The organism is Anabaena sp. FACHB-595, from assembly GCF_048568275.1.
Lineage (GTDB): Bacteria > Cyanobacteriota > Cyanobacteriia > Cyanobacteriales > Nostocaceae > Trichormus.
The window spans coordinates 339,004-363,915 of the sequence record NZ_CP183474.1; the positions used below are offsets into that span (position 1 = coordinate 339,004).

At 39.6% G+C, this 24,912-nt stretch carries 22 protein-coding genes; 9 read left to right on the forward strand and 13 right to left on the reverse strand.

All coding sequences use genetic code 11. The annotated features are described in order from the left end of the window. Positions 1-62: 62 nt before the first annotated feature. Positions 63-1,235 carry a sigma-70 family RNA polymerase sigma factor gene (locus tag ACN222_RS28405; RefSeq protein ID WP_419756911.1) on the forward strand — a complete coding sequence of 391 codons (1,173 nt, stop codon included), beginning with the start codon at positions 63-65 and terminating at the stop codon, positions 1,233-1,235. Then, a complete protein-coding gene (locus ACN222_RS28410; RefSeq protein WP_010999862.1) occupies positions 1,232-2,383 on the forward strand; it encodes a DUF1822 family protein in 1,152 nt (383 codons plus the stop codon). Before ACN222_RS28405 ends, ACN222_RS28410 begins: the two co-directional genes overlap by 4 nt. A gap of 209 nt (positions 2,384-2,592) precedes the next feature. Here the strand turns inward: ACN222_RS28410 and ACN222_RS28415 are convergent, their stop codons facing one another. From ACN222_RS28415 to ACN222_RS28435, 5 genes are all read right to left on the reverse strand, one after another. Continuing rightward, positions 2,593-4,659 (reverse strand): filamentous hemagglutinin N-terminal domain-containing protein, encoded by a 2,067-nt coding sequence (locus tag ACN222_RS28415; RefSeq protein ID WP_010999863.1) that lies wholly within the window; start codon positions 4,657-4,659, stop codon positions 2,593-2,595. Between the two features lie 271 nt (positions 4,660-4,930). Beyond that, positions 4,931-6,433 carry an HlyD family efflux transporter periplasmic adaptor subunit gene (locus tag ACN222_RS28420; RefSeq protein ID WP_010999864.1) on the reverse strand — a complete coding sequence of 501 codons (1,503 nt, stop codon included), beginning with the start codon at positions 6,431-6,433 and terminating at the stop codon, positions 4,931-4,933. 42 nt (positions 6,434-6,475) lie between these two features. Next, a complete protein-coding gene (locus ACN222_RS28425) occupies positions 6,476-9,403 on the reverse strand; it encodes a peptidase domain-containing ABC transporter (RefSeq protein WP_010999865.1) in 2,928 nt (975 codons plus the stop codon). A 62-nt stretch (positions 9,404-9,465) separates the two neighbouring features. Continuing rightward, positions 9,466-10,257, reverse strand: a complete 792-nt coding sequence (locus ACN222_RS28430; protein ID WP_010999866.1) for a peptidylprolyl isomerase — start codon at positions 10,255-10,257, stop codon at positions 9,466-9,468. A gap of 243 nt (positions 10,258-10,500) precedes the next feature. Continuing rightward, the gene (locus ACN222_RS28435; protein ID WP_010999867.1) at positions 10,501-11,241 is read right to left on the reverse strand and encodes a PPC domain-containing protein; all 741 of its coding nucleotides are present in this window, start codon (positions 11,239-11,241) and stop codon (positions 10,501-10,503) included. A 359-nt stretch (positions 11,242-11,600) separates the two neighbouring features. Between ACN222_RS28435 and ACN222_RS28440 the strand changes: the two genes are divergently transcribed. Beyond that, positions 11,601-14,207, forward strand: coding sequence for a CHAT domain-containing protein (locus tag ACN222_RS28440; protein ID WP_010999868.1), 2,607 nt, complete (start codon positions 11,601-11,603; stop codon positions 14,205-14,207). 224 nt (positions 14,208-14,431) lie between these two features. On the opposite strand, the gene ACN222_RS28445 is transcribed toward ACN222_RS28440, so the two are convergent. Genes ACN222_RS28445 through ACN222_RS28455 form a run of 3 tightly spaced genes read right to left on the reverse strand, consistent with a single transcriptional unit; the run spans position 14,432 to position 16,060 of the window. Beyond that, a complete protein-coding gene (locus tag ACN222_RS28445) occupies positions 14,432-14,635 on the reverse strand; it encodes a hypothetical protein (protein WP_126987657.1) in 204 nt (67 codons plus the stop codon). Continuing rightward, entirely contained in the window at positions 14,604-15,065 is a 462-nt protein-coding gene (locus ACN222_RS28450; RefSeq protein ID WP_010999869.1) for a cupin domain-containing protein, read from the reverse strand. The genes ACN222_RS28445 and ACN222_RS28450 overlap by 32 nt, the downstream gene beginning before the upstream one ends. A 50-nt stretch (positions 15,066-15,115) precedes the next feature. After that, the gene (locus tag ACN222_RS28455) at positions 15,116-16,060 is read right to left on the reverse strand and encodes a phosphodiester glycosidase family protein (protein WP_010999870.1); all 945 of its coding nucleotides are present in this window, start codon (positions 16,058-16,060) and stop codon (positions 15,116-15,118) included. 61 nt (positions 16,061-16,121) lie between these two features. Between ACN222_RS28455 and ACN222_RS28460 the strand changes: the two genes are divergently transcribed. Together ACN222_RS28460 and ACN222_RS28465 are read left to right on the forward strand one after the other, a co-directional pair. After that, a complete protein-coding gene (locus ACN222_RS28460; protein ID WP_010999871.1) occupies positions 16,122-16,958 on the forward strand; it encodes a pentapeptide repeat-containing protein in 837 nt (278 codons plus the stop codon). A gap of 427 nt (positions 16,959-17,385) precedes the next feature. Next, the gene (locus tag ACN222_RS28465; protein ID WP_395939716.1) at positions 17,386-17,520 is read left to right on the forward strand and encodes a ribbon-helix-helix protein, CopG family; all 135 of its coding nucleotides are present in this window, start codon (positions 17,386-17,388) and stop codon (positions 17,518-17,520) included. Positions 17,521-17,703: 183 nt separating this feature from the next. Here ACN222_RS28465 and ACN222_RS28470 read toward each other — a convergent pair whose 3' ends face one another. Further along, entirely contained in the window at positions 17,704-18,261 is a 558-nt protein-coding gene (locus tag ACN222_RS28470; protein WP_231865587.1) for an HAD family acid phosphatase, read from the reverse strand. A gap of 91 nt (positions 18,262-18,352) precedes the next feature. Here ACN222_RS28470 and ACN222_RS28475 point away from each other — a divergent pair, with 91 nt between their 5' ends. Further along, positions 18,353-19,846: a transposase gene (locus tag ACN222_RS28475; RefSeq protein WP_010999504.1), complete on the forward strand. Its 1,494-nt coding sequence runs from the start codon at positions 18,353-18,355 to the stop codon at positions 19,844-19,846. On the opposite strand, the gene ACN222_RS28480 is transcribed toward ACN222_RS28475, so the two are convergent. After that, positions 19,826-20,335, reverse strand: a complete 510-nt coding sequence (locus ACN222_RS28480) for a 5'-nucleotidase, lipoprotein e(P4) family (protein ID WP_010999873.1) — start codon at positions 20,333-20,335, stop codon at positions 19,826-19,828. The two genes, ACN222_RS28475 and ACN222_RS28480, sit on opposite strands and share 21 nt — an antisense overlap. 277 nt (positions 20,336-20,612) lie before the next feature. Between ACN222_RS28480 and ACN222_RS28485 the strand changes: the two genes are divergently transcribed. After that, a complete protein-coding gene (locus ACN222_RS28485; RefSeq protein ID WP_010999874.1) occupies positions 20,613-21,824 on the forward strand; it encodes an RNA-guided endonuclease InsQ/TnpB family protein in 1,212 nt (403 codons plus the stop codon). A gap of 359 nt (positions 21,825-22,183) precedes the next feature. Beyond that, positions 22,184-22,705, forward strand: coding sequence for a hypothetical protein (locus tag ACN222_RS28490; protein WP_010999875.1), 522 nt, complete (start codon positions 22,184-22,186; stop codon positions 22,703-22,705). A gap of 342 nt (positions 22,706-23,047) precedes the next feature. Here the strand turns inward: ACN222_RS28490 and ACN222_RS28495 are convergent, their stop codons facing one another. The 3 genes from ACN222_RS28495 to ACN222_RS28505 are packed head-to-tail and all read right to left on the reverse strand — an operon-like array spanning position 23,048 to position 23,617. Beyond that, positions 23,048-23,236: a hypothetical protein gene (locus ACN222_RS28495; RefSeq protein ID WP_010999876.1), complete on the reverse strand. Its 189-nt coding sequence runs from the start codon at positions 23,234-23,236 to the stop codon at positions 23,048-23,050. A 44-nt stretch (positions 23,237-23,280) separates the two neighbouring features. After that, complete coding sequence (locus ACN222_RS28500; protein WP_168371005.1) at positions 23,281-23,520, reverse strand: hypothetical protein; 240 nt, start codon at positions 23,518-23,520, stop codon at positions 23,281-23,283. Then, a complete protein-coding gene (locus tag ACN222_RS28505) occupies positions 23,477-23,617 on the reverse strand; it encodes a ribbon-helix-helix protein, CopG family (protein WP_010999877.1) in 141 nt (46 codons plus the stop codon). Before ACN222_RS28505 ends, ACN222_RS28500 begins: the two co-directional genes overlap by 44 nt. Before the next feature lie 34 nt (positions 23,618-23,651). Between ACN222_RS28505 and ACN222_RS28510 the strand changes: the two genes are divergently transcribed. After that, positions 23,652-24,911 carry an RNA-guided endonuclease InsQ/TnpB family protein gene (locus tag ACN222_RS28510; protein WP_044523673.1) on the forward strand — a complete coding sequence of 420 codons (1,260 nt, stop codon included), beginning with the start codon at positions 23,652-23,654 and terminating at the stop codon, positions 24,909-24,911. Position 24,912 lies beyond the last annotated feature (1 nt).

Below are 24,912 nucleotides of genomic sequence, written 5' to 3' on the forward strand. Positions count from 1 at the left end.
TATATAAAAATTAAAGTCTCATGCATTTAAGGCAAAATATTATCGAAAATTTTTCCACCTTTATGCTATTTAAAGGTGATAGTTTTGACCATTGGGTTACTGATTCTAAGCTGCGACGGAGTATGCACAATTGTGTAGAAGAGTCTTCTAAGCAAGAGTCAGAAATATTTTGGGCTATTTACTGGCATCGGATTTGGCAAACGCAAGCAAGTCCAATTGCAGTTGCTCATATTGCAGCCTATTTACAGGAAGTTTGTTACTGGGTTGCGAGAAAAATGAAAATGAATGTACTAGGTCAACATTCTGTCGCTGATTTTTTCCAAACAGCGATCGCTCGTGTTGATAAAGTTATGAAAGGCTTTAACCCACAATTGGGTTCAAATTTGAAAATCTATGCAGAATACACCTTTAGCAATCTGATTAAAGATTTGTTACGCAAGCGTCAAGAAGTTGATATCTGTACTGACTGGGGATTGCTGCACAAACTGAGTCAAAAGCGTTTGGTAGAATCTCTCAAACAGGCAGGTTATCCATCCCAAATCATTGAGCGTTATGTTCTAGCTTGGAGTTGTTTCTTGCAATTTTATGCGCCCCACGATGTTGCAACTGCTCACAAACTCATTAAACCAGATAATTTGACATTACAGGCGATCGCACAACTTTACAACACCGAACGTCTCAGTCAGCTAAGTTCTCCCAGTCCAGCCTGCACTCCAGAAAGTTTGGAAACTTGGTTAGTTACTTGTGCTAAAGCAGTGCGTTCCTTTCAATATCCCACCTCAGTTTCTCTGGATATTCCTGCACCTGGACAAGAAACGGGCGAATTACTCGACCGACTGACGAACAATTTTCAAGACTCGGTGTTAGATGAAATAATTATCCAAGAAGAAGTAGAAAACATTGCGTTGCGGAGTACAGAAATTAATCGAGTTTTGAGCGATGCGCTGGCAAAATTAGATCCCCAAGCTCAAGTACTTCTGCAAACATACTACAAGCAAGAATTAACCCAGCAGCAAATTGCTCAACAGCTAGGAATCAAACAATATACAGTTTCTCGGCAACTAACTAAAATCAAAAAGACATTACTAGTAGAGTTAGCCCAGTGGAGTCAAAAAACACTGCATATTCCGGTGAAATCTGACGTAATCGACAGTATGAGTAATTCTCTAGAAGAATGGTTGATTGCTCAGTATCGCCCTCTCATTTTGTTGTCGCCAGTGGAGTCTTTAAAATGATTTTTGATGTCACCTCAATTCCTGAACAGCTCACCTTGGAAATTTCGTTATCATCGCAAACCCTAGAATTACAAGGTTTTTCCACATCAGGCGCACGCTGGCGAGGTCGTCTTAACCAAATGTGCTTAGATGCATTTTTACTGTGGTTGAGAGAAGAAGTTGAAAATGCCAGAGTTTGGACTCAAACAGCAGCGTTACCTAGCTTTTGGGAATTTGTAAATGGAACTGCGATCGCTTGTGAAGAGATAAGATTAGTATTGATTCCCACAACGGCAATAGATACAGACGAATTGCGCGTACCCCAAGAATGGGTAGATATTCCCGATTGGGTTGCTGATTATTATATTGCAGTACAAGTTAATCCTAATGGTGGCTGGGTGACAATTTGCGGATATACCACCCATCGTCAATTGAAAACTAAAGGGGTTTATGATGCAAGCGATCGCGCTTACTGTTTAGATGAAAATGATTTAATTAAAGACATCAATGGTTTGTGGATTACCCGACAACTTTGTCCAGAGGAAATTTTACGTGAGTCAGTTGCACCTTTACCGACATTACCTTTAGCACAAGCAGAAAACTTACTCGAACGATTAGGTAATTCTGAAGTAGTCTTTCCGCGTTTAGCAATTCCCTTTGAACTTTGGGGTGCATTATTAACACATGGCGGCTGGCGACAAGGGTTGTACGAACGACGACAAGGGCTGCCTGAACAGTGGTCAATTCAGGAATGGTTGCAAGCAGGAGTATCGAATTTAGCACAGCAGCTTGGTTGGGGAATGACTAGATTGCAATTAGCTGCTCGTGGTCTGCGAAGCCGAGAAACTGATGAATCAAGTGTCTCTTTGTCCCGGCAGTTGACACTTGCTGGTCAAGCTTACGAGTTGCGCGTATTTCAAAGAGGTAACTTAGAAGACAATATATGGCGGTTTGAATTACGCAATGCAAATCCAGATGCAATGATTCCAGCAGGATTTAGACTCAGACTGTTAACCGAAGATTTACAGCCTTTTGTTAATAATGAGGATACAGCAACAGAAGCGATATCTCAGCTTTATATCGATGTAGAGTTGGAGCCAGGAGAGGGTTTAGTATGGGAAATTGAGCCAACACCGGATGACTATGATAGAGAAATTTTACGGTTTTGAGTACAAAATTTATTCTGACTTATGATGTCATGTTCGGCTCAATACAAGTCAATACGGTGTTCAGCCGGGATACTTGCAAGTGCGATTTGTTCTGGAGAAACCCAATACACTTCAAAATGAGCAACAAAACCCTGATGTAGAGACGCGATTTATCGCGTCTTGAAAGACCAATCATCTACACCAATAACCCTTAACCCAAGCATATTGTTTTATAAGCGATTAACCGAACATGATATGACTCCTGACTCCTGAATTCTCATTTCATTTAGTACTTGTTGAGCCACAAGCTGAACATCACCTCGCTTATCTACTAGCCATCTCTGAGCCTCGACAATTGGCTGTTGATTTTCAGCTAAAGTTGTTTTTGCTTGGGTGTTTGTCTCATTTCCTATCTCTTCATCCAGCGTCACCCATTGGGTAATAACTGCTCTTTGACGCAATGGTTCACTGGGACTTAAAGGCATTCCTCCACGTCCGGTGACAACAAAACTATTACTTTGCCCACGTCTAGGAGTGCAGCCCTGAGCGATTTGCTGTGATGCATCAACCAAATTTACAGGTAGTTCCACTAATCCCCGACTAGGGTCAACATCGGGTGTGTTAAGTTCTATACTGCCACTCAATTCCGGAGTTTTACCTCTAGCGGTAATGTCACTTGCGGAAGTACGTTCATTCTGCGACTGGGTGCCGAAGATGCCGATAGCTTTTACTCTGACCCGACCGCCACGAAAGTCATTGGAAGTGGCTGTGATATCGCTATTTTCAGATGCGACTAAGAATTTAGTGTCAATATTAACATCACCCCCAATCACATTTTCGCCAGTAGCGTCAGCAGTAATGTTGCTATTTCGACGCAATAATACCAAATCTTTTACACGCAAGGTAATAGTTGCCTGTGTTTGATTAGGATCAGTATTGATGCTGCGAGTGTTAGCCGTCAAAGTGCCATTGTCCAAATGAACAGAACTCGCATTGATAATTAAACTTCCTGCATTCCCTATTCCTCGACTTCTAACAAACATTCCAGCTCTATCCTTAACTAAAAGCTCACGGGTGTTTATAATCAAATTCCCCGCTTTACCTACACCAAATGTAGTAGCACTTATTGTTGCTCTATCTTTAAGGACTAATACCGGAGTGTTAATTGTCACCGAACCAGCCTTTCCTGCTCCAGAAGTTTGAGTAGATAAGATAGTATCAATCGGAAATTCTACAGGAGTGCCAATCAATTCCACGGAATCTAAGGCATTTATTGTCAAATCTCCTCCCGAACCCGTGTCAAAGACTTGAGTTACTATAGATGCTCCTCCCTTCATAATTAATTGTTGGACATTAATGCTGACATTTCCACCCGGTGCTGAAGTGAAAGTATTTGCTCTGATGACAGAGGTTTCCAAATTTAACTGTGAGGCTCGGAAGGAAATTGCACTACTCTCTTGTTGACTTTGAATGTTGCTATCTTCTTCAGGAGTAATATTGACAAAACTTCTAAAAATTTGAATATCTCTAAAGTTGCTGACATTTTGATAGTTTAACGTCCAGCCTTGGTGTGTTTGATTGAGATTGACCTGATTAACTCCAGTGACACTACCTAATTCAATTCGTCCCCCTGGAGCGTTTAGAAAAGCTCTCTCTATGGTTACATTGCCACCGACAAGAGCTAAAGTTTTACCTAAAGGTACTCTGAGTCCCTGCCCCTCCTCGCTACTCAATTGTCCACCAATCCCCTGCACGCGAATATCTCCAGGATTCTCCCCAAATTGTAAGCCTGTAGGAATATTTATAGTTAATAAGGGTGTTTTTTGTGGAGCCGTTGCACTAAACTCAAAGCCATCAGCAAATTTCAACCTATTAGCAGTGCTACCGACAAAGGAACCGCCAATATCCAACCGTGCATTCTGCCCAAAAATAATTCCATTAGGATTAATTAGAAATAGATTGGCTGTAGCGTTAGCGCGGATTAATCCGTCAATGTTAGAAACAGAGCCACCTGTTACCCGACTAATAATATTTTGAATATTTGTAGGATTATTAAAGAAAGCTGTACCGCTAGTAGGCACAGAAAACTCTTGAAAACTGTGAAAAAGATTACTTCCTGCTTGAGTTCCTCTCTCAATAATGCGGGTGTTCCCCTCTGTTGTGATATTGGAATTAATTGGGAGAGTAGTATCCGGGGTGATTTGAGCTAGTGAGCAGTTTGACCAAAAAACTGTAGTGCTACTTATAGTAATTCCTAGTCCTTGCAGCCAATACCAATGTATAGATATCCCAGACATTGTACTCTCCTAGCATAAAAAGAAACTTTTGCTTGTAATATTTAAATAAATATATAAGTACCAACAAAAACTACTACTTATGGATTGTTACTCTTTTACCCCAAACTTATCAGAAAGTGGTGACTAATATTTATTGATTTTGAGCTTATGCTTTTACTTTTTCAAAATCCAAACCACGAATTAGCAAAGCATAATGTCCATCCAGACGTAGAAGCTCTTCATGGGAACCTCGTTCAACTATTGTCCTGCCATGACATCAAGTCGTATTCGTTTATCTAACAGATTTTAAGTTTTCAGCTTTATCCACTAAGAAATCAGTAAAGATACTCATAACTGTGCGTTGACGCAATTTAATATTGCCATTAATAGACATCCCTGATTGCAATAGAATTTGGCGTTGATTAATCAGTAACTTCTGTCCATTGAGGCGTACTTTTGCAGAAAAACGCCAGAAATTATAAACTTCGTCTGGAGGTAGAGCATCAGAACCAATTTCAATTAACTCGCCTTTTATATCACCGTACTCTTGAAAAGGAAAAGAATCAATCCTCACATCTACTTGTTGCCCTTCTTGCACAAAGCCAATGTCACGGTTGGTGATGTAAACTTTAGCAACTAAGTTATCACTAGGAACGAGTTTAAGAATTGTTTCGCTGGAGTTGACAACAAATCCTGCTGTTTGAGCTTTGAGTTCAAACACAGTTCCATCTACGGGAGCAGCAATTTTTTGATATTTCAACGTTTGTTGTGCTTGAGCTAACTCGCTGTCAATCTCTGCAATTTGACTATTAATCTCATAAAGTCGTTTCTGATTTTCAATAATTACTTTAGTTAATTGACTATCAATTTCTGCAATTCTTTTATCATTATCTGTAATTTTAGCGAGTAAGTCTTCTTGAGACAGTGCCGCAGTATTCCGAAATTTTTCATTTGCTTGGGTAACGGCTAACTGTAATCGTTGCTTTTCTTGAGTTAGGCGCATTACTTCTGCTTGTTTCACATTTACTTCTTGCTCCTGTTTGAGGATTTGCATTCTGGGGTATGCACCCTCTTTATCTAGCATTTTGAGGTTTTGATAAATTTGGCGATTAATTACTAACACATCTTGAGCGCTACCTAATTGCGCTTGAGTTTGGAGTAATTGTTGTTGTGTCTGTTGCGTTTCTAACTTAGCTGTTGCCAAGCGTGATTCTAATTCTTGCTGGCGATTTTGCAAGCGTAACTGTTGTTCTCTTGTGAGTATTACTCCGGTAGTTGTGCCGTTTAATTGGGCGCGATATAATTCGTTTTCGGCAAAGATAGCAGATCGACTTTTAGTTAATAAAGCTAGTTCTGGTTGTATTTTTAAAATAGCTGTTTGCTGTGCTATTTGCTGCTGTGAAATATTTCCTTGCAACTGACGGCGGTAAAAATCATTTTCTAGTTCTAAAGACTGTTTTGATTGCAACTGAGCCGCGCGACTTTGTTTCAAGGAAGTAAGTTCTGCCTCAGAAGTTGTTTGTTCTAAGCTAACGAGTATTTCACCTTTTTTGACTCGTTGACCATCTTTAACTAGAATCTTTTTAACAACACCGTTAACCGGAGCCTGAATTTCTTTAACTGCGCCTTGTGGTTCTAGTTTACCAGTAGCATGAACTGATTCTTCAATTTTAAATACTGATGCCCAAATTATTGTAAAGACACTAACTCCAACGATAGTCCAAGCGATCGCCCTTGACCAAGTAGAAGTTTGTTGTAAAAGAACTGGTTGATCAAATTTGTATTGAATATTCATAATAAATGGGGATGGGGCAGGGGGGAATTGTACGGACGCAATTTATCGCGTCTCTTGTTGTTGATATAGGCAGTAGTAATAACCTTTACGTGCCATTAATTCTTCATGAGTGCCTTGTTCTACTACAGCACCTTGTTCCATCATGAGAATGATGTTGGCATGGCGAATTGTGCTGAGGCGATGTGTGATGAAAAATACTGTTTTTCCTTGAAATGCTGTTGCCAGATTACGGCCAACTTGGGCTTCGGCGTTGTAGTCTAAGGCGCTGGTGGCTTCATCAAGGATAAGTAATTGGGGGTTTTGGAGGACGGTACGAGCGATCGCAATTCTTTGGCGTTGTCCCCCAGAAAGCCCCGAACCACGTTCGCCTACACGGGTATTGTAGCCGATTGGCAAGTCCATAATAAAGTCGTGGGCAAATGCTACCTTTGCGGCGGCAATAATTTCTTCATCACTGGCTTCGGAACTTCCCAAGGCAATGTTTTCCCGCACTGTCCCGTCAAATAATAAGGTATCTTGTAACACCATTCCAATTTGACGGCGTAAGGAATAAAGTTCAACCTTGGCGATATCATAGCCATCAATCAAGATTTTGCCAGATTTGGGTTCGTAAAGGCGCGGTAGTAATTTTAGCAATGTACTTTTACCAGAACCGCTTTGTCCAACAATGCCAATAAAAGAGCCAGCCGGGAAATCTAAGTTAATATTGGAAAGTTGTAATGGCCCGTGTTCCAAGAAGCTGAAACTGAGATTTTCATACCGGACATTACCTTGAATGCTAGGCATGAGAATATTTTGTGTCTCTGTTTCTGTTTCTTGAGGAGAATCTAAAATTTCAGCAAGGCGTTGCAGAGATAAAGCTGTTTCTTGGAAGTTCTGCCATAGTTGCATTAAGCGTAATAGTGGACTAGTTACATAACCTGCAAGGATGCGGAAGGCGATGAGTTGTCCTAGAGTGAGTTGTTGATTGAGGACGAGATAAGCACCTACCCACAGCACTAACATACTGGAAAACTTGTTAAGAAAGCTGCTAAAAGAACTAGCAGTAGTTTGAGTAGAGACTGTTTTGAAACCAGCGCTGATATAACGAGCATAACGTTCTTGCCATTGCCAACGCGATCGCATTTCTAAATTTTGCGCCTTGACTGTCTGCATCCCTCCCATCACTTCTACTAAGTAAGATTGAGTTTCAGCATTGCGTTCGGCTTTTTCTTGTAATTGTCGCCGCATTAAAGGCGATACTATCAAGTTAAGCAAGCCAAACAAGGGTACTGTTACCAATGCTACTAAGGTGAGAATTGGGCTATAAAATGCCATAACCACAATGTAGACTACAGAAAACACTGCATCCATCACCACAGTTAGGGCTGTACCAGTCAAAAAAGAACGGATATTTTCTAATTCGTGAATGCGCGTTGCCAATTCCCCCACAGGGTGACGCTCAAAATAAGATAATGGCAGACGCAACAAGTGGTTAATTACCTCTGAACCCAGAGAAAGATCAATGCGGTTAGTGGTATCCACAAATAAATGAGTGCGAACTGTGGTAAGTATGGCTTCAATTACCGCTATTACGAGCAAAAATATCCCAAAAACTTCCAAAGTATCAGGGCTATTACCAACTAATACTTTATCAATAATTACTTGTGTGACTAAAGGATTTACCAGCCCGAAAATTTGAATGACAATCGAAGCAATTAGCACTTCAATAAGTACTTTACGATGGCGTTTGATTGCAGGTACAAACCAACTCAAATTAAACCGCGACTTGGGAGTATTTTTAGTAGTTTGCAGGAGCAAAACTTCTCCTTCTTGTCCCCAGTTTTCAGCAAAGTCTTGCAATTTGTAGCGCAACAGCCCCATCTCTGGAACAGCAACAAGTAACTCTTGATTGCTATTTTTGTAAATAATTGCAAAACTATCTTGCCAAGCAATCATTATTGGTAATTGCAAGCGACTAAGCGCAACGGCGGGAACTTTCACCATTTGCGTTGTTAATCCCATTAATTCTGCGGCGGCTGCACAAAATTGTAGAGATATACTACCTTTGTGTTCCTGTTGCTTTGTCAGAACTCGCCGCAATACATCTCGACGCAAGGGGATATTAAAGTACTGACTCAACATGACAAAGCAAGCTAAAGTACCATCTAACGGGCCTCTACCTCGACAATAAGGATACTTCTTTTGTTTAACTTGGGTGCTTGATTCCTCTGTAATGGTAATTTCGGAAGCGTAGGGAATCTCTGTGGGTAAAAGTGTTGTAGATGTGGGATTTTCTCCAAATAAAGACTTCGGTAACCCCACTACACGCATATTTGTATTAAATTTCAACGTGGGATTAACATCATCTAATTCTAGGCGACTTCCTACAGAAAATTCTGGATTAAAATTACTACTGACTAACCATAATAATTCTGAATCTAATTGGTTGTGAGATATTTTACGTGCGGGGAATGTTTGAATAACAGCTGCTTCCGTTGCAGCTTGAGCAAGTTTAACTAAATTTTTGCTCCCATCTGCGCGACGGTTGAGTTCTTCTGTGAGCAGTTCGTATACTTCTAAAAGTGTAATCTGCTGATGCAAGGCTTGAGTAAAAGCTGACTCTTGCTTGAGTAATGCTTGAAAATCAGCAATGGGTAGATTAATCGTGATAACTTCAGTAGAAGCGATCGCGGTTTCACAAGCAATCCCCCGCACATAACTTAACCAACCCAAAACCTCACCTGGTGAAAGCAGCTTAAGTGTCACAGGATTCGGTTTGTGAGCATTATAGCCTAACAGTCGAGCTTGCCCTTCATAGATAATACTAATTTGAGCAGGCATAGCTTCTTGAGTCACTATCACCTGTCCAATACGGTAGCGTAAAAATTTCGCCTTACTGAGCCAACTTTCTAAAATACTTTCTGGCAAGTTATTGAATGGAAACAAGTTTGCAATTAATTCTTGAAGATTTACTGTTGTATTTGTCATCTCTTACTTTGCATCTTTTGCAGTTAGTTTCTTTACTATTCCAAATTCTATTTGACAGACTACTAAGCCATTTCTTGCACCTGGTCAGATTTAGGATTAATTCCCATCCAGATTTTCTCTTCTGGCGACAATTGATTTAATTGTTGTTGAAACCAATCTTCAAAATTTTCTTGCAGCAATCTTTGGCGCATAAAATCGTCTAACTGGGCAGGAATTAGTTTTTCTACACGCACAATTACCCATGTATTTCCAAAAGCTACGGGTGGTTGAACAACACCAACTTGGCTTGTGTAAAGTAGTTGAGCAAAATTCGGAGTAATACTACCAAGTTCTACTGGGCCAATAATGCCGCCTCTATCAGCTTCTGCACCTTGAGAATATTTTCGCGCCAGTTCAGCAAAAGAATCTTCTCCTTCTGCTATTCTGAAGAATAACTCATTGACAACGCTCTTATTTTCAGTTTGAATTAAAGAATAAATAACTCGATCTAAATATTTTTTGCGTTTAAGAAAGTAAGATTCTAGCTGATGTCTCCAATTTATTTGTTTGAACTTTTCTACTCTCAGCTTTCGGGTTGCTAAAAGTTTTAATTTTTCCGCATTCAAACCATAACGTAAGCACCAATCTTTGATTTTTTCTGCGGTTGTCAAATCCCAATGCTGATAAAATTGATCTAGAGCATGAGATATTTCTGCTTGTGTGCAGGTGATTGGTGCAATAGCAGATTCGATTATCCTCTGTGATAACAATTGCGGAATCAGGTTGTAACTAGCTAAAAAAGGGATAATTTCTTTAGGTATATTGGCATAATCTAACTCAGGTATTGCGCTGCTTATTTGTAAAACTTTACTCATATTTGTAGAAATATTTAATCCGTGTAGTTATAAAATTTAGAAATGCAAGCGGCAAAGTTCAGGTAGAGTTCTGTACCGCTTGCAACATTTGCATACAGCGCTTCCGGCTATTATGCAATACAGTTTTTCTCCTGACCCGCTCTATCAAAGCTTTCAGAGTTGAGGATGTACCTCATAGCTGCCGGAAGTGCTGTAATCTTGAAAGCATTGCTGTGCAATGCTTTCAAGTACCACTTACCAGTATTAAGCAAATGGGGTGGTGAAGTGGTCAAAAGTCAAAGTGTAGCCAGTCCGTCCACTGAATTGATTGACTTGCAAGAAGTAGTCACCTGATTGGTTAATGTTAGAAATTATATCCGGCGTGATACCACCTTTAGTAGAACGTGCAATTTCCTCATTTGCATCAACAATCCGATTGTTATTAAAATCCCGAATCAATCGAATGTCAGCATCACCATTTAGGAGTCCGTTCAGTGTAATGTTGACACCCTCAAAATCCCCCAGGGAGAACTGGTAAGTATCTGCGGTGTCGAAGTCACCCACAATATTAGAGCGACTAACATCACCTGACAAGTTGCCAAGTTCAAATTCTCTAGGCAAAAGATTACTAAAACCAGATGTTGAATTGGGTGCAGTCGCAGACACAGCAAAATCGTAACTTATAGTGCCTGAACTAGCAGCACCGCGAATGACTTGGGCAAAATAAGTCCCTGCATTTTCCTGATTATTGATAGACTCGTCTCTGTTGCTAGACCTAGCGGACAAATCAACCGATTGGTCATTGGCATCAAAAATCCCGTTACCGTTGTCTCGAAAAAGTAACAGTTCGGGATCACCAACGCTGATATCTGTCACAGACAAATTGAGATTTCTGGTACTGGTGGTTCTAAACTTAAAAACATCAGTGGTATCAGATGTAGTTAAAGTGAAGTTGTTTCTGAGAACAGGCGTGCTGCCTATTGTACCAAGATCAAAAGTAGCCATTTTTTCCTTTAGTTAGAGTTTTGATAGTAATGTAGTCAAGTTAAGAGCAGCAGATGTAATTTTTTGTCTGGATTACAGCACAAAATCACCTGCAATTTAATTTCAGAATTTGAGAACGCAACAAGTAAGGTGAAGACTGTTTAGTATGAGTTTTTGGGAACTCATATTATCCTCAGCAATTAGTTGTCACACTTATCCATACGTGGGATATTTAGGTCTATGCAAAATTCAGCAAAAAAATTGCTGAATTAGTCAAAAGTCTATTGAGAGCATCACAATGTCCGCATTGATTCAGAAGTCAGCAGGCTTGTTCTCAATAAAGGTAAACAGCAGTTAACTAGCTAAAGTGAAAGAGTAGAATGTCGAACGCCTTCCCTTTATTTCGGTATCTCCTGCTATTACTAATCACAGCATTTATTTTTGTTACCGTTTCACCTGTCTTAAAACCATCTCATGCAGTTGATTTGCCAATTGAGCATTTTGATAGATCAGAAAAACGCTTAAAAGATTCACTACAACAAGGAAAAGCACTATATGAAGCAGGAAGATTAGTAGAAGCGCAACAGCTTTTGCAGAAGGTCTTTCAAGAATACCAAGCATTGGGAGATAAGCTTAGACAAGCGGTGACGCTAAGTAATCTTGCCTTGGTTTATCAGCAGCGTGGGATGTTTACCGAAGCAAATACGGCAATCAATGACAGTTTGCAACTGCTAGGTACTCAGAACTCAAAACAATACTTGCACGTTCTTGCTCAAACGCTGGAAATTAAAGGGAGTATACAGTTAGAGCAAGGACAAGCTCAACAGGCATTACAAACTTGGCAATTAGCTGAGGCGGAATATATTGCAAGTAGTGATGTCTACGACGAGCTACACCAACGCACTGCCATCAACCACAGTCGCATTAATCAAGCACAGGCATTGCAGGTACTAGGATTCTACCGTCGTGCTTTAACAATGTTGACTCAAGTCAGCCAAAATTTACAATCTCAACCAGATTCGTTAACCAAAGTTATAGAATTGCGATCGCTGGGAGATGTACTCCAATTAACTGGAGATTTAAAAAAATCTAGTGAAGTTTTACAACAAAGCTTACAAACTGCTGAGAAATTGCAATCCCTTCGGGAGATCGCTGCAACATTCCTCAGTTTAGGCAATACTGCTAGAATTGCGGAAGATTATGAAAGTGCGATCGCTTTTTATCAACAAGCGATCGCGAAAACTCCTTCATCTCTTACCAAAGTCCAGGCGCAAATCAATCTTTTGACTATCCTAGTCAATACACAACAGTGGAAAATTGCACAACCTCTGTTAAAGCAAATTCCTACTGAGCTAGATAATTTACCACTCTCTCAAGTAGCAGTTTATGCCAGAATTCATTTTGCTCAGAGCTTGATGAAACAGCAATTTATCAATGAGTCAAAAGAATCTGCGGCTAAAATGCTCGCCAAAACAACAAAACTAGCACAAGCACTTGGTGATAGACGAGCAGAATCTTACGCCCTTGGAACTCTGGGAAAGCTGTATGAACAGGACAAACAGTGGTTAAATGCCCAAAATTTGACACAGCAAGCACTTAAGTTAGCTGAATCTGTAAATGCACCGGATATCGCCTACAACTGGCATTGGCAGCTAGGACGCTTGTTAAAACAGCAGGGAGATACCAAAGGTGCGATCGCAGCTTATGATGATGCTGTTAATGAGTTACAGGCTCTTAGAAATGACCTTGTTGGAGTTAATCGAGATGTAGAATTTTCATTTAAGGAAAGTGTAGAACCTATTTATCGTGAATCAGTAGCATTACTTTTATCGCCAGGAGATCAAAGTGAACAAACATTAGATAAAGCACGCCAGCGAATTGAAGCACTTCAATTAGCAGATTTAGATAACTTTTTTCGGGAAGCTTGCTTAAATGTCACAAAGGTTGTGTTAGATGAAGTAGTAGATAGAGATAATCCTACAACCGCCGTTATTTATCCAATTATTCTGCCAGAAAAATTACAAGTCATTGTCAAAATTCCCAAGCAACCTTTGCGACGCTACTCAGTAAATAAATCTCAAATTGAAGTAGAAAAAACTTTAGGTCAACTGCGGCAGTATTTGACTGAACCAGACAGAATCGAGGAAGTTAAAATACTTTCTCTGCAAGTATATAGTTGGTTGATTCAACCAATCGAGTCTGAGTTACAACATAGGAATGTTAATACTTTAGTTTTTGTATTGGATGGTGCATTGCGAAATGTACCAATGGCAGCATTATATGATGGAAGACAATATTTAGTTGAGAAATATGCTGTTGCTTTAAATCTGGGATTGCAATTACAAAAACCCAAACCTTTAGCACAAGAAAATTTACAGATTCTTGCTGGAGGATTGGTACAACCGCCATCCCAATTTCGACAATTTCCGCCTTTACCAGAAATTAAATCTGAGTTTAACTTGATTGCCAAAGCAGGGGTAGTAACCACAGAACTTTTAGATCGAGATTTCACAAGTAAGGCATTAACAGGAAAGATTAGCTCTATTCCATTTAATGTTGTTCATCTGGCAACTCACGGACAGTTTAGTTCTCGTCCTGAAGATACATTTATTTTGGCGATGGATGGGCCAATTAATGTTACTGATTTTGATTTGCTGTTACGCCGTCGTGATGAAACATACTTACAACCTTTAGAACTTCTTGTCTTAAGTGCTTGTCAGACAGCAGAAGGCGATAATCGGGCAACACTGGGTTTAGCAGGGGTTGCTGTGCGTGCAGGTGCAAGGAGTACAATGGCAAGTCTATGGAATGTTGGTGATCGCTCCACTGCAATTTTAGTAGGTGAGTTTTATCGTGAGTTAGTTTCTGCCAAAGTTACAAAAGCAGAAGCTCTGCGTCGCGCTCAAGTAACCCTTTTACAAAAGTATCCAAACTACAGCCGCCCAGGGTATTGGGCTGCTTATGTTCTCGTTGGTAACTGGTTGTAAGTAAATGGCATACTGTTTTCACCTGTTCCACAAATCAGATATGACTAGCTTACCCTGAAATTGTGGTCGATAATAAAGGTGGCTGCTGAGGTATGGTGAGTCATATGAAAGTTCAGTTAGAGACTATTTATAAAGTAAATCTTAAGCAGACTTTTCCCCTTAAGTCTGGAAACATGGATATAGTAAGGGTTTAAGTCCACAAGTATATTACCAATAAAAGACGTTTAACTAAATTGCCGTAAGTCCTCCACTGAACCTGATAAGGTCAGTGGTGGGATATAAGGCGGGCTGACATCCGTTGCATCTACGCCACTATTTCTTAAGTAAGTGGCTAATTGATTAGCCACATCCCGCGTGTTGGCATATTTATATGATGCGGCCGCCCTGATGTCACCGCTAGTAGGGACTTGGAGCAGGTTCTCCCACACTGTTAGTCCAGATGTCGTCTGGCAGTGATCGATCTCGGTGACACACCAGATCGAGGTCAGGATACGTGATTGTGTCTACTGCCGCTCGGTTGCCGACTACTAGGCATCGCGTTGCCTTGGCGCTGCGATTCTCAAGGAAGTGACCTACTGGCACTCCTGCTTGAAAAGTTGCGGCATCGCCAGGACGTAGTATAGTCTCTGCGTCTCCTTCAATGAGCGTGATTTCGCCTTCGAGGACATAGACCATTTCATCCTCAGCACTATGCCAATGCTTGAGTGATGAACGAGAGCCAGGTTGCAGGATTTCGATGAACGCACCGAACTGGGTAAGCCCTCCTGCTTCGCTGATCCAGAGCGTGCGATTTGGCTCGTGCGCGGCGTGAGAAGGGTTTTCCTCTATGATAAGACGTTCGGGAGTGATAACAGTCATGCTGACACCTTTTCTAAACGCAAAGCTATCATATCTGCTGCTGTGAAAGATTAATCCGCATAAAATCCTAGATGATTAGCAACTGGGCGATCGCGCATTAGTATTTTAGTATGGGTAGGAGCATTTAAAATTTTTGGCTTCCCCTCTTTGTCTGGATTTGCTACTACCAATGTAGTAGAACCTCCTCCATCAAGATTTATGGCATTATAAACACCCAATTTTGCTATAAATTGTGTTAATTCTCTTTTAGTAAATCCTTCGCTATATAGTGGTTGTTTACCATCTACTAAAACTAACCACAATTTCTTACCTGTTTTGTCGATAGCTGCAACTACTCTCGAATATGGTTTATCGGCTGAGGAATTTGCATAAATATTTATTTTTGGTTTTCCTTGAAAAACTAATACGTCATCCCCTGCTAGCCCTTGAATAGTATTTTTCGGACATTCTTCACCGCCTGGAATTTGGGCTTGGTTGTTGTTATCAAAGCATAAAACATACCAACTTGATTTTTTATTAGCATATATTTTACCATTAGAAATAGTTTGTCCTAATACCTTTGTCGTATCTCCACTGTGAGGATAATAATGCCACGGTGTTACCTCCTTAAAAGGATAAAAATAGCTCCCGTTGATGGCAAGTTTAACTTGAAATTCCGCGACAAATTCAGATGTTGTTCTTGCTTTGGTTTCATTGTCGATAATGGCTTGTTTCCCAACTCCGACATTTTTTGATAAATTCTCAATATCTGGAGTGATAAATGGTTTAATTCCAGGTGTATTTAAATCAATTGTCACGATATGAATGATTAAAGGACGTGGCTTTGACTCGATCAAACGCTGATAAACAATCCCCCGAAATAATTCTTGTTGGTTTTCACTACGAGGTGGACGACGAAAATGACCCCAACCATACATTAATATTGGTAAAAACAAGAAAAAACCACCGACAATAAAGCAATAGTTAGATGTTTTGGGACTATATCGCCATTTCATTGCCAAATTTGCTAATTTATTGGTAATTGGAAATTAATTTAATGTTATTCTAAGCTGAAATATGGATCGTGATAATTTCAATTTTTGTCACCAAAATTTGCAAAATCGCTCATTTAAAGCAATGCAACTTCATGATGCAAATTTTAGTGGTGCTGATGTGCGTGGATGTGATTTTTCTCATGCACAATTACAAAGAGCTAATTTTGTGAAAGCGAAATTTGGTCAGTCATCTAGAATATTTATGAGTTTGCGAATCACTGCATTCATTGTTTTATGCTTAACTTTTGTAGCAGTTAGCGAAATGGCGTTTGGCGTAATAGGAAACACTCCAGAAATACCGGCATGGTCATATACTAAAGCTCTAGTTGTCAGCTTGGCAATTTCTGGATTAGGTGCAAGTTTTAGGAGGGTTTTTAATCAAGAATCAAGCTTAGAAAATTTGATTACAACTATATCAGGTGTATCTTCAGCAGCATTAATTGGTTGTTATTATGGTGGTGTGCTGCAAAATAAAAACCCTCAATTTGCTGCAATATCTGCAATTATATCATCCATAGTAGTAGCAATTTTATGTTTTGTATCTAAGAATGATTTGATGCGAGTAATTGTCGCAGTCGCGGGGTTTGTTTGTAATTACGGTTTAGCTTTTTTAATTAGTAGCGTCGCCTTCGCCTACTTGAGTACCCAAAATTATCTAATCGGTAGCATTTGGGGAATTTTAACTGTAATTTTACTGACTGTAACCATGCGATCATTAAAATTGGCCATTCAAGAAATCACCGCTAATGGTATTACTAATTTCAGGGGTGCAAATTTAGAAAATGCTAGATTTGACTCAGATATGGATCATAAGAAAGTTGATTTTACTGCTGCGAATATACATAAGATTAACTCTTAAGAAACATAGATTTTTTTATCGATATAAAATAATAAATGCTTGTCATTAACGATTTTTTGTCTACTTTTTTCATTCATTCCAATTCTTTGGGCGACTTTGTGCGATTCAATGTTTGCTTTATCACAGCTTGCTACAAGATAATGATAGCCAATTTCGTGAAGTAATTCTACTAAATGCTTCTTCATAGAAAGATTCTAGGCTTATATTCTATTCACAGTTTTTGTCTTTAAAGCATCTAAACTTCACACTTTTGAATCTATTTAAGCGCTTCATTACAAGTTTAAAGATAAAAGTATTTTCTTGATAGCTTCTTAATGCTAATTTGGTTAGATATATCCTGGTAGTAACAGTTTAGATGATTGATATTGGAGGAGTAATTCATCAATATAGTTTGCTATCCATGAATAAGAAATGAGCTGTTAAACGGCTGACGATTAATCTCACTTCAAGTGAAGTAGAGAGATTAGAAAAACATTGCTCAACAACAGGACGACCAGCAACAGATGTGATTAGAGAGTTAATTCGTTCTTTGACTGTTGAAGAAATATCAAACACAAATTAAAACCTTAAACCTGATCCAAATTACAGGCTGAGACATCAGCAAAGCTAACATCTAAATCATCACCAACTGAGCCTGCTAAAAGTTATTCTGACTCTCAAAATGACTCCATAATTACTGGGCAAATCAAACAATACAAAAGTGAAGATGGTAAATTGATTTCCTTTATAACCTAAAATATATGTATTATTTACCAGATAGCCAGCGAACTAACGAATCCTTACGCTGTTGTTCTTTTTCGGATGGACTCAGTTCAAAGGGGCTTTGCTTTTTGAATGCTTGAGGATTATACATTCCAGTTTCCCAACTACCATACATAGGATTGGGCAATGCAATATAAGCAGGTTCTATAGTTCTATTATTAGGAACAGAGTCAAAAATTCCATAATAATTTGAGTATTTTTCTACAGATTTACGCCGTTCCTGATTAGTGACACCAACCTTCTCATCAAAATCGTTGAGACTATCGCCAATTAAAGCAAATACAGTATATTTTTTGCCGTCAGCCTTACCATTTTCTATAGCTTCTCGTCGCCATTGCTTTGAAGTGTTCTCTTTGCCATCAATAATTTTGGTAAACTCACCTTTGAGTAATACGGTTTTAGGATTGACACCTTTGAACCCAACTGATTTTAAATTATTGATGGTTGCTATCTCTAAGTCATTATTTTCTAGCGTGGCAAAACTTACTAGAGAGGAGCAGAGATCCTGTAATCTTGAGCTTGTAACGAAATAATGGTACAAAAACTTGGTAAGAAAAAGTTTAAAACCAGAAGCAACATCGTTTGAAGTACTCGATTGTGTTCAAAAAAAATGCCCTTCGTGTGGTCAAGCAATGTGGAATGAATACAATAATCCTCGACATATAAGAACGCTAAATGGGGTAGTAGAACTACAGCTAAAAATTCGGCGATGTCAAAATAAGTCATGTATGCGGTATAAAAAAGCATATCGACCAGAGCAAGAAGGGTCACTCGCTCTACCACAGAACGAATTTGGTTTGGATGTGATTGCTTATATAGGAGCATTACGCTACCAGGAACATAGAAGTGTTCCTCAAATACATACTCACCTTGAATTAAAAGGTATATGTATAAGTAAACGAACGGTCACACACTTAATTGACAGATATGACGAGTTACTTTCTTTATGGCTAAAAGACCATAAAAGATTAAAAGCAATAGTGGCTAATCAAGGACGGGTGATATTAGCCATTGATGGGATGCAGCCAGAAATTGGACATGAGGTATTATGGGTAATTCGAGATTGTCTATCAGGAGAAATTTTACTTGCTAAAACTTTATTATCATCAAGGAATGAAGATTTAGTAGCGTTATTATTAGAAGTGGCTAATACACTGGATGTACCAATTGATGGAGTTGTTAGTGATGGACAACAATCAATTCGTAAAGCTGTTGGGTTAGCATTACCTAAAATTGCTCATGGTTTATGTCATTACCATTACCTGAAAGAAGCAATTAAACCCATATATGAGGCGGATAGAAATGCAAAAAAGGAATTGAAAAAAAAAGTTAGAGGATTACGAGAAATTGAACGTAGTGTTACCAATGAAGATAAGGATTTGGTGACTATTATTGAAGATTATTGCTCGGCAGTCCGTAGTTCTATAACCAATGATGGACATCCACCGTTAGAGGCATCTGGATTAAAGTTACAAGAAAATTTGACTTTGATAGAACAAAGCTTAGAAAGGATGGAAAAAAGAAGTGCTTTACCACCACCTTTAGTTAACCTAAAACACCTTCTAGCTAAGGGATTATCTGCTACTGCATCTTTATTTTCACCTGTGAGGGTTGCATATCAGTGGGTTGATAAAGCTAGTAATATTCTCAACAATAAAATAGGTCTTGATGCTGCTGGGGTCAAACAAAGTTATCAGCAACTGTTGACAGAAATGTCTCAACAAAAGCAGAAAGCTGGTACCCTGAACACTGCAATCGATAACTTTATAAAAACCACCCACAGCTACTGGTCTGGACTTTTTCATTGTTATGAAATTGAAGATTTTCCTAGAACTAATAATGACTTAGAACACGCTTTTGGTATGCTACGTTATCATCAACGTCGTTGTACCGGTCGTAAGGTTGCCCCCTCATCTCTCGTTATTCGTGGTTCTGTCAAACTTGCCTGTGCCATCGCTACTAAGCTTCATTCTTTTACCGCATCTGATTTAGCACAAGTTGATATTCATACTTGGCTCGAATTACGCTCTCAATTGCAAAAACACCACAAAGCCAGAATTGAACAGTATCGATTTCGCAGAGACCCCAAGGCTTACTTGGCTAATCTAGAGAGTCGTCTTCTCTAGTAAGTTTTGCCACGCTAGATTATTTTTGCTACCCTTTTGGCTGCTTCTATCCCGGTTAGAGATAAAAAAGACTGTACCACCATTGTTATTAACATAATTTACAAACTTAACTGCACCAGGGACAGCCTTAGCTTTGGCTGCTGCCACCCATTTATTCCAGGTTGATGATTCAAAACCGCTATTAGTACCAATTAGACCACCTTGGTAAGCACTATTGTCAAGAATTGTCTCATCAATATCAACAATAACGGCTGGTTGCTTTACCCTTTTGGCTTTGGCTTGGTCAAAGACAATTTTGGCGATGTTAAATGCTTGGTAAGTCAGGGCTTGATACTCTCCCGACTGTTGTACCCAGTTAATAGCCAGTACGGACTGTTCATTTAATTGTGCATTAGTTATCTCTGCGGTATCTTGCTTGAGTCCTACAAGAAGCAAACTTGAGGTGAGTATTGTAGGAAATGCAATCAGCTTCAAATATGGGTGGTACATTTTAGTGGCTTGTCCTTGACCTATGTTGACAGGTTATTTGCTGTTAGCAAATTTATCTGTACATTTGTAGCACACGGAGAATAAATGTCACTCCATTCAAATAGCTGGGCGATTTCGTTCAGCCGATGGCTTGGCGATCGCCTACATCTCGCCGAGCGATGGCGTAAACGCCCAGCGTAGCTGATCGCAGCTTACCAAGAAACTGGGTCTAAAGCCCCGTCCTTCAAGGACGGCTTTGATTATGGTATAATATTTGCGTAGGAGTTTTCCACGTAAAATGATTGTTTTAGAGTTTAAAGCTAAAGGGAAAACAACTCAATATGTAGCCATTGATGAGGCGATTAGAACCTGTCAATTCGTTCGCAACAAAGCTATTCGTTTTTGGATGGATAACCGAGGTGTAGGGCAGAAAGACTTATATCGTCTTAGCAAGGTTCTCAGACATGAGTTTTCTTTTGTCAAGGCTTTGAACTCTAGTGCTTGCCAAGCTTCTATCGAACGGGCTTATAGTTCTATTGCTCGTTTTTACGACAACTGTAAAAAGTCTGTTCCAGGTAAGAAAGGTTATCCACAGTTTAAGAAAAACAACCGTTCAGTTGAATATAAAACCTCTGGATGGTCACTTTCTGAAACTAGAAAGCAAATCACTTTTACTGACAAAAAAGGTATTGGCAAACTCAATCTCAAGGGAACGTGGAATTTAAACTTCTACCAATTGGAGCAGATAAAACGAGTTAGGTTAGTCCGTCGCGCCGATGGGTATTATGTTCAATTCCTGATTAGCGCAGATAACAAAGTAGAAACACAACCGACTGGTAAAACCATTGGTTTAGATGTTGGTTTAAAAGAGTTCTACACCGATAGCAACGGACATACAGAACCTAACCCTAAGTTTTATCGCACAGGAGAGAAGCGTCTAAAGTTTAGACAAAGGCGCGTTTCAAGGCATAAGAAAGGCTCTACCAATCGCAAAAAAGCCATTAATAAATTAGGGCGAGTACACCTCAAAATAAGTAGGCAACGTGAAGAACACGCTAAGAGAGTAGCGCGTTGCGTAATCCAATCTCACGATTTGGTCGCCTATGAAGATTTGAGGGTTAAAAACTTAGTTAAGAATCACTGTCTCGCTAAATCTATTAATGATGCTGGTTGGTATCAATTCAGAAAATGGTTGGAGTATTTCGGTGTGAAATTTGGCCGGATAACTGTAGCTGTTAATCCTGCGTACACAACAAGCCAATGCTCTAATTGTGGCGCAGTAGTCAAAAAATCTCTATCCACAAGAACTCATGTTTGTGAATGCGGATTTGTGATGGATAGAGATTGGAACGCAGCGATTAACATTCTGAAACTAGCCTTGGGTACTACGGGTCACGTAGGAACCTGGATCTATGATCCGAACGCTTCAGGAGATTCGACCTCTACTCATGCTGGAGAAATCTTGTGTGAGCAAGTTGGGTCTATGAATGAAGAATCTCCGCACTTATAGGGCGGAGAGTGTCAAAGTTTATTGCTCCTTACCAACTGGGAATCCGAAGAATAGTTGCATTTGTGATGGCATAACCTTCCGCCATAGGCGATCGCCATTATCTCAAGGGTTCTACTGGAGGATGATGAGGGAGTACCAGTCGATATGTATCTACCAACTTGGGTTTCTAATATCCACACAATTATGCAGGAAAATAACCATACAGCAATTATCTAGCCAAAATTTTATCTTTTTTTCAACTTTAGTCACTATCGTAAATTTACTGCCCTTGGTAATATCAATTTAAGCGCTTTTTGTTGTAAGTATACGCTTGCAACTACTGTTGTACACAGGATAAAAAGTCTAATTAGTTAGAAACTATGTTAATTCAAAGAACCGTATTATCTCTTCTTGTTTTTTCAGGAATATTATCAATTTCTGCATCAGCGAAAGGTCAATTTAAGTTCGAGCCTCATTTATCAACAAATGAGCATATTCAAAGAGAGTTGCAAATATCAGGATTGTTAGCTCAAACGAATAACAAACCAACAAATTGCGATAATGATACAGTCCTACTTTTTCATACCAACAATAGGAAGTCTGTGCGAGTTCATCGTCCAAGAAATAATTCAGAGCAATTATTAATGAATGTTTTTGATAGTAATATCGCTAACAAAAAGCAAGCGGATTTAGCTGTTTCTGTTCCAGTCAACAAAATATCAGAGAAAAATAAAATCACCTACAGCGCACAGCTTGAAAATAGAATATATAATGCCACAGTTTGGATTAATTCTCAATCTAAAATCCAAGCAGAGTTAACAGCAATGGATCAGAATAAACGTGAGCTATGGAGAGAAAAAGGTGCAGGGGAAGTGACATTAAAATTAAGAGTTTCAGAATAGATGTAAATAGATAATTAATTGTTGAAACCGCTCCATCAAACGAGAAGCATCACTGATATTAAGTGTTTTGTGATGGGCAAACGCAGCGATCGCTCAGACTGGAATAGCACTAAGAAAAATTGTTAATGAGAAATTTCTGCGGGTTTGATTGGAGCATTAAACAAAATTTTGAGACATTTTCTATACAGTATCATCCATCCAACCGCAGATGTTACAATCCCAATGTACCCGTGCTGTGTAATCACGCTCATATTTAGCACCGCATTGGGGACAAAAGCCTGTGAACATCGGATGCCAATCCAGTAACTCAAACTGCTGTTGGGGTGTCCATCTTTGGGGAGGTTATAGAATCAACTCGCCATTGTAATATGTTGCTCCTTCTGGTTGCCAAAGTTCTTCTGCTTGAGTGTTGGTGTTGGGTCTAAAATCGATGCAGATGTTCCCCTCTACCCCCGATGGATGAACTGCACAGACTAGGTGAGGGTCATGAGAATACATTAAGCAGCGATGGCAATCAGATGTTTTAGGCATATTATCGATGATACAGCTAACTTCTGTCTGTGAAAAACTTGAACTTACAAGCCATAAATTTTAAATAAGGCAAACAAGGTACAGATAATTGTATTTAATCTACTGGGAATCCTAAGAATAGTTATATCAGCGATCGCCATCAAAACCTCCGGGGTACTCCCGCCACATCGGTACTCCGATTGGCGGTGATGGGGGATAGGAGGGTAATTATGTGGGTTCGATGCCCACATAATTGCCAAATCATTGGTTTTTGATTTTCTTTCTAAGACTACGAATGAATTCACGGATTACCTCAGTTTGAGTTCTATCTTGTTCTTTGCAGTAGGCTTTTAATACTTCCAATTCTTGCTCTGGAAGCCTGATATCGATACGAGTAGTCATACACAAGTACGGAATAATGCTGTACAATAGTTATATGCTACTAACTTATCAGTTCAAACTCAACCCCACTTCTGAACAAGTTGTCATTCTTGAGACTTGGGGCGAGTTGCTGCGTCGTCATTGGAACTATGCACTAGGGGAAAGGTTGGATTGGCTAAGGCGTACAAGGTCGCTCCTTGACCGATGTAGCTTGGTTTCTGAGCCAATTGGTGGGATACCGGATAAACCTGATTACTATACACAAGCATCAGACCTCCAACAAACTAAAGACTTATTCCCCGACTACAAAAACATCTATGCCGACTGCCAACAACAAAACCTGATGAGGTTGGACAAGGCATGGAAGCGGTGGTTAATACCTGACAAAAAAGGTAACAGAGGAGGGAAACCACGATTTAAAAAGCGTGGCGATATCTCTTCTTTTACCTTCCCGCGTGTTAATTCACCAAAAGCAGGCGCACATCTAACAGGTAATATTCTCAAATTATCCAAGATTGGTGAAATCGAGGTCATCTTGCACCGTCCGATACCAAATGGTTCTGAGATTAAGCAAGCAACGATTTTAAGCAAATCTGATGGATGGTATGTCAGTTTTTCTCTTGAGGATAAAACTGTACCTGAATTGCTGCCGATTGACGAGATTAAAACTGCTACTGGCATAGACGTTGGGTTAGAAAAGTTTTTAACTACTGCTCATGGACAAAGTATTGAAGTACCGCAGTATTCCCGTAAGACACAATCTAAATTAGCGCGTCAGCAGCGCAAACTTGCACGTAAAATTCATGGATCTAAGAACTATCAAAAACAAGCTAGCAGGGTTGCCAGGATTCACTTACACGTTGCCAGACAAAGGAAAGAGTTTCATTATCAAGTCGCTCACTGGTTGGTTAAATCTTATGACTTAATCGTTTTTGAAAATCTGAATATTAGAGGACTAGCTAGAACACGACTAGCAAAGTCGATACTAGATGTTGCTTGGGGTGCATTCCTCCAAATCATGCAAGCAGTAGCGGTAAGACGCGGCAAGCATACGCGAGGCGTTGACCCTAGAGGCACAAGTATTAATTGTTCTGGTTGTGGACAGAGAGTTGAGAAAACTTTGGCGGTTCGTGTTCATAACTGTTCTTGTGGACTGGTTATTGACCGAGACTGGAACAGCGCAATTAATCTGCTAAATTATGGGTCGGTTGGACTACCGATTCCTGGCTGTGGAGGCTTAGGCGTTAGTCAGCCTGTGAAGCAGCAAGTCTCTTATGTGAATTTGAGATGCTCCCGCTATACTGCTTGCAGTTAGC

Excerpts from the sequence above, each read along its gene's own strand:
- ACN222_RS28405 (WP_419756911.1), top strand. The coding sequence starts at position 63 with ATGCTATTTAAAGGTGATAGTTTTGACCATTGGGTTACTGATTCTAAG.
- ACN222_RS28410 (WP_010999862.1), top strand. The coding sequence starts at position 1,232 with ATGATTTTTGATGTCACCTCAATTCCTGAACAGCTCACCTTGGAAATT.
- ACN222_RS28415 (WP_010999863.1), bottom strand. The coding sequence starts at position 4,659 with ATGTCTGGGATATCTATACATTGGTATTGGCTGCAAGGACTAGGAATT.
- ACN222_RS28420 (WP_010999864.1), bottom strand. The coding sequence starts at position 6,433 with ATGAATATTCAATACAAATTTGATCAACCAGTTCTTTTACAACAAACT.
- ACN222_RS28425 (WP_010999865.1), bottom strand. The coding sequence starts at position 9,403 with ATGACAAATACAACAGTAAATCTTCAAGAATTAATTGCAAACTTGTTT.
- ACN222_RS28430 (WP_010999866.1), bottom strand. The coding sequence starts at position 10,257 with ATGAGTAAAGTTTTACAAATAAGCAGCGCAATACCTGAGTTAGATTAT.
- ACN222_RS28435 (WP_010999867.1), bottom strand. The coding sequence starts at position 11,241 with ATGGCTACTTTTGATCTTGGTACAATAGGCAGCACGCCTGTTCTCAGA.
- ACN222_RS28440 (WP_010999868.1), top strand. The coding sequence starts at position 11,601 with ATGTCGAACGCCTTCCCTTTATTTCGGTATCTCCTGCTATTACTAATC.
- ACN222_RS28450 (WP_010999869.1), bottom strand. The coding sequence starts at position 15,065 with ATGACTGTTATCACTCCCGAACGTCTTATCATAGAGGAAAACCCTTCT.
- ACN222_RS28455 (WP_010999870.1), bottom strand. The coding sequence starts at position 16,060 with ATGAAATGGCGATATAGTCCCAAAACATCTAACTATTGCTTTATTGTC.
- ACN222_RS28460 (WP_010999871.1), top strand. The coding sequence starts at position 16,122 with ATGGATCGTGATAATTTCAATTTTTGTCACCAAAATTTGCAAAATCGC.
- ACN222_RS28475 (WP_010999504.1), top strand. The coding sequence starts at position 18,353 with ATGTGGAATGAATACAATAATCCTCGACATATAAGAACGCTAAATGGG.
- ACN222_RS28480 (WP_010999873.1), bottom strand. The coding sequence starts at position 20,335 with ATGTACCACCCATATTTGAAGCTGATTGCATTTCCTACAATACTCACC.
- ACN222_RS28485 (WP_010999874.1), top strand. The coding sequence starts at position 20,613 with ATGATTGTTTTAGAGTTTAAAGCTAAAGGGAAAACAACTCAATATGTA.
- ACN222_RS28490 (WP_010999875.1), top strand. The coding sequence starts at position 22,184 with ATGTTAATTCAAAGAACCGTATTATCTCTTCTTGTTTTTTCAGGAATA.
- ACN222_RS28495 (WP_010999876.1), bottom strand. The coding sequence starts at position 23,236 with ATGCCTAAAACATCTGATTGCCATCGCTGCTTAATGTATTCTCATGAC.
- ACN222_RS28505 (WP_010999877.1), bottom strand. The coding sequence starts at position 23,617 with ATGACTACTCGTATCGATATCAGGCTTCCAGAGCAAGAATTGGAAGTA.
- ACN222_RS28510 (WP_044523673.1), top strand. The coding sequence starts at position 23,652 with ATGCTACTAACTTATCAGTTCAAACTCAACCCCACTTCTGAACAAGTT.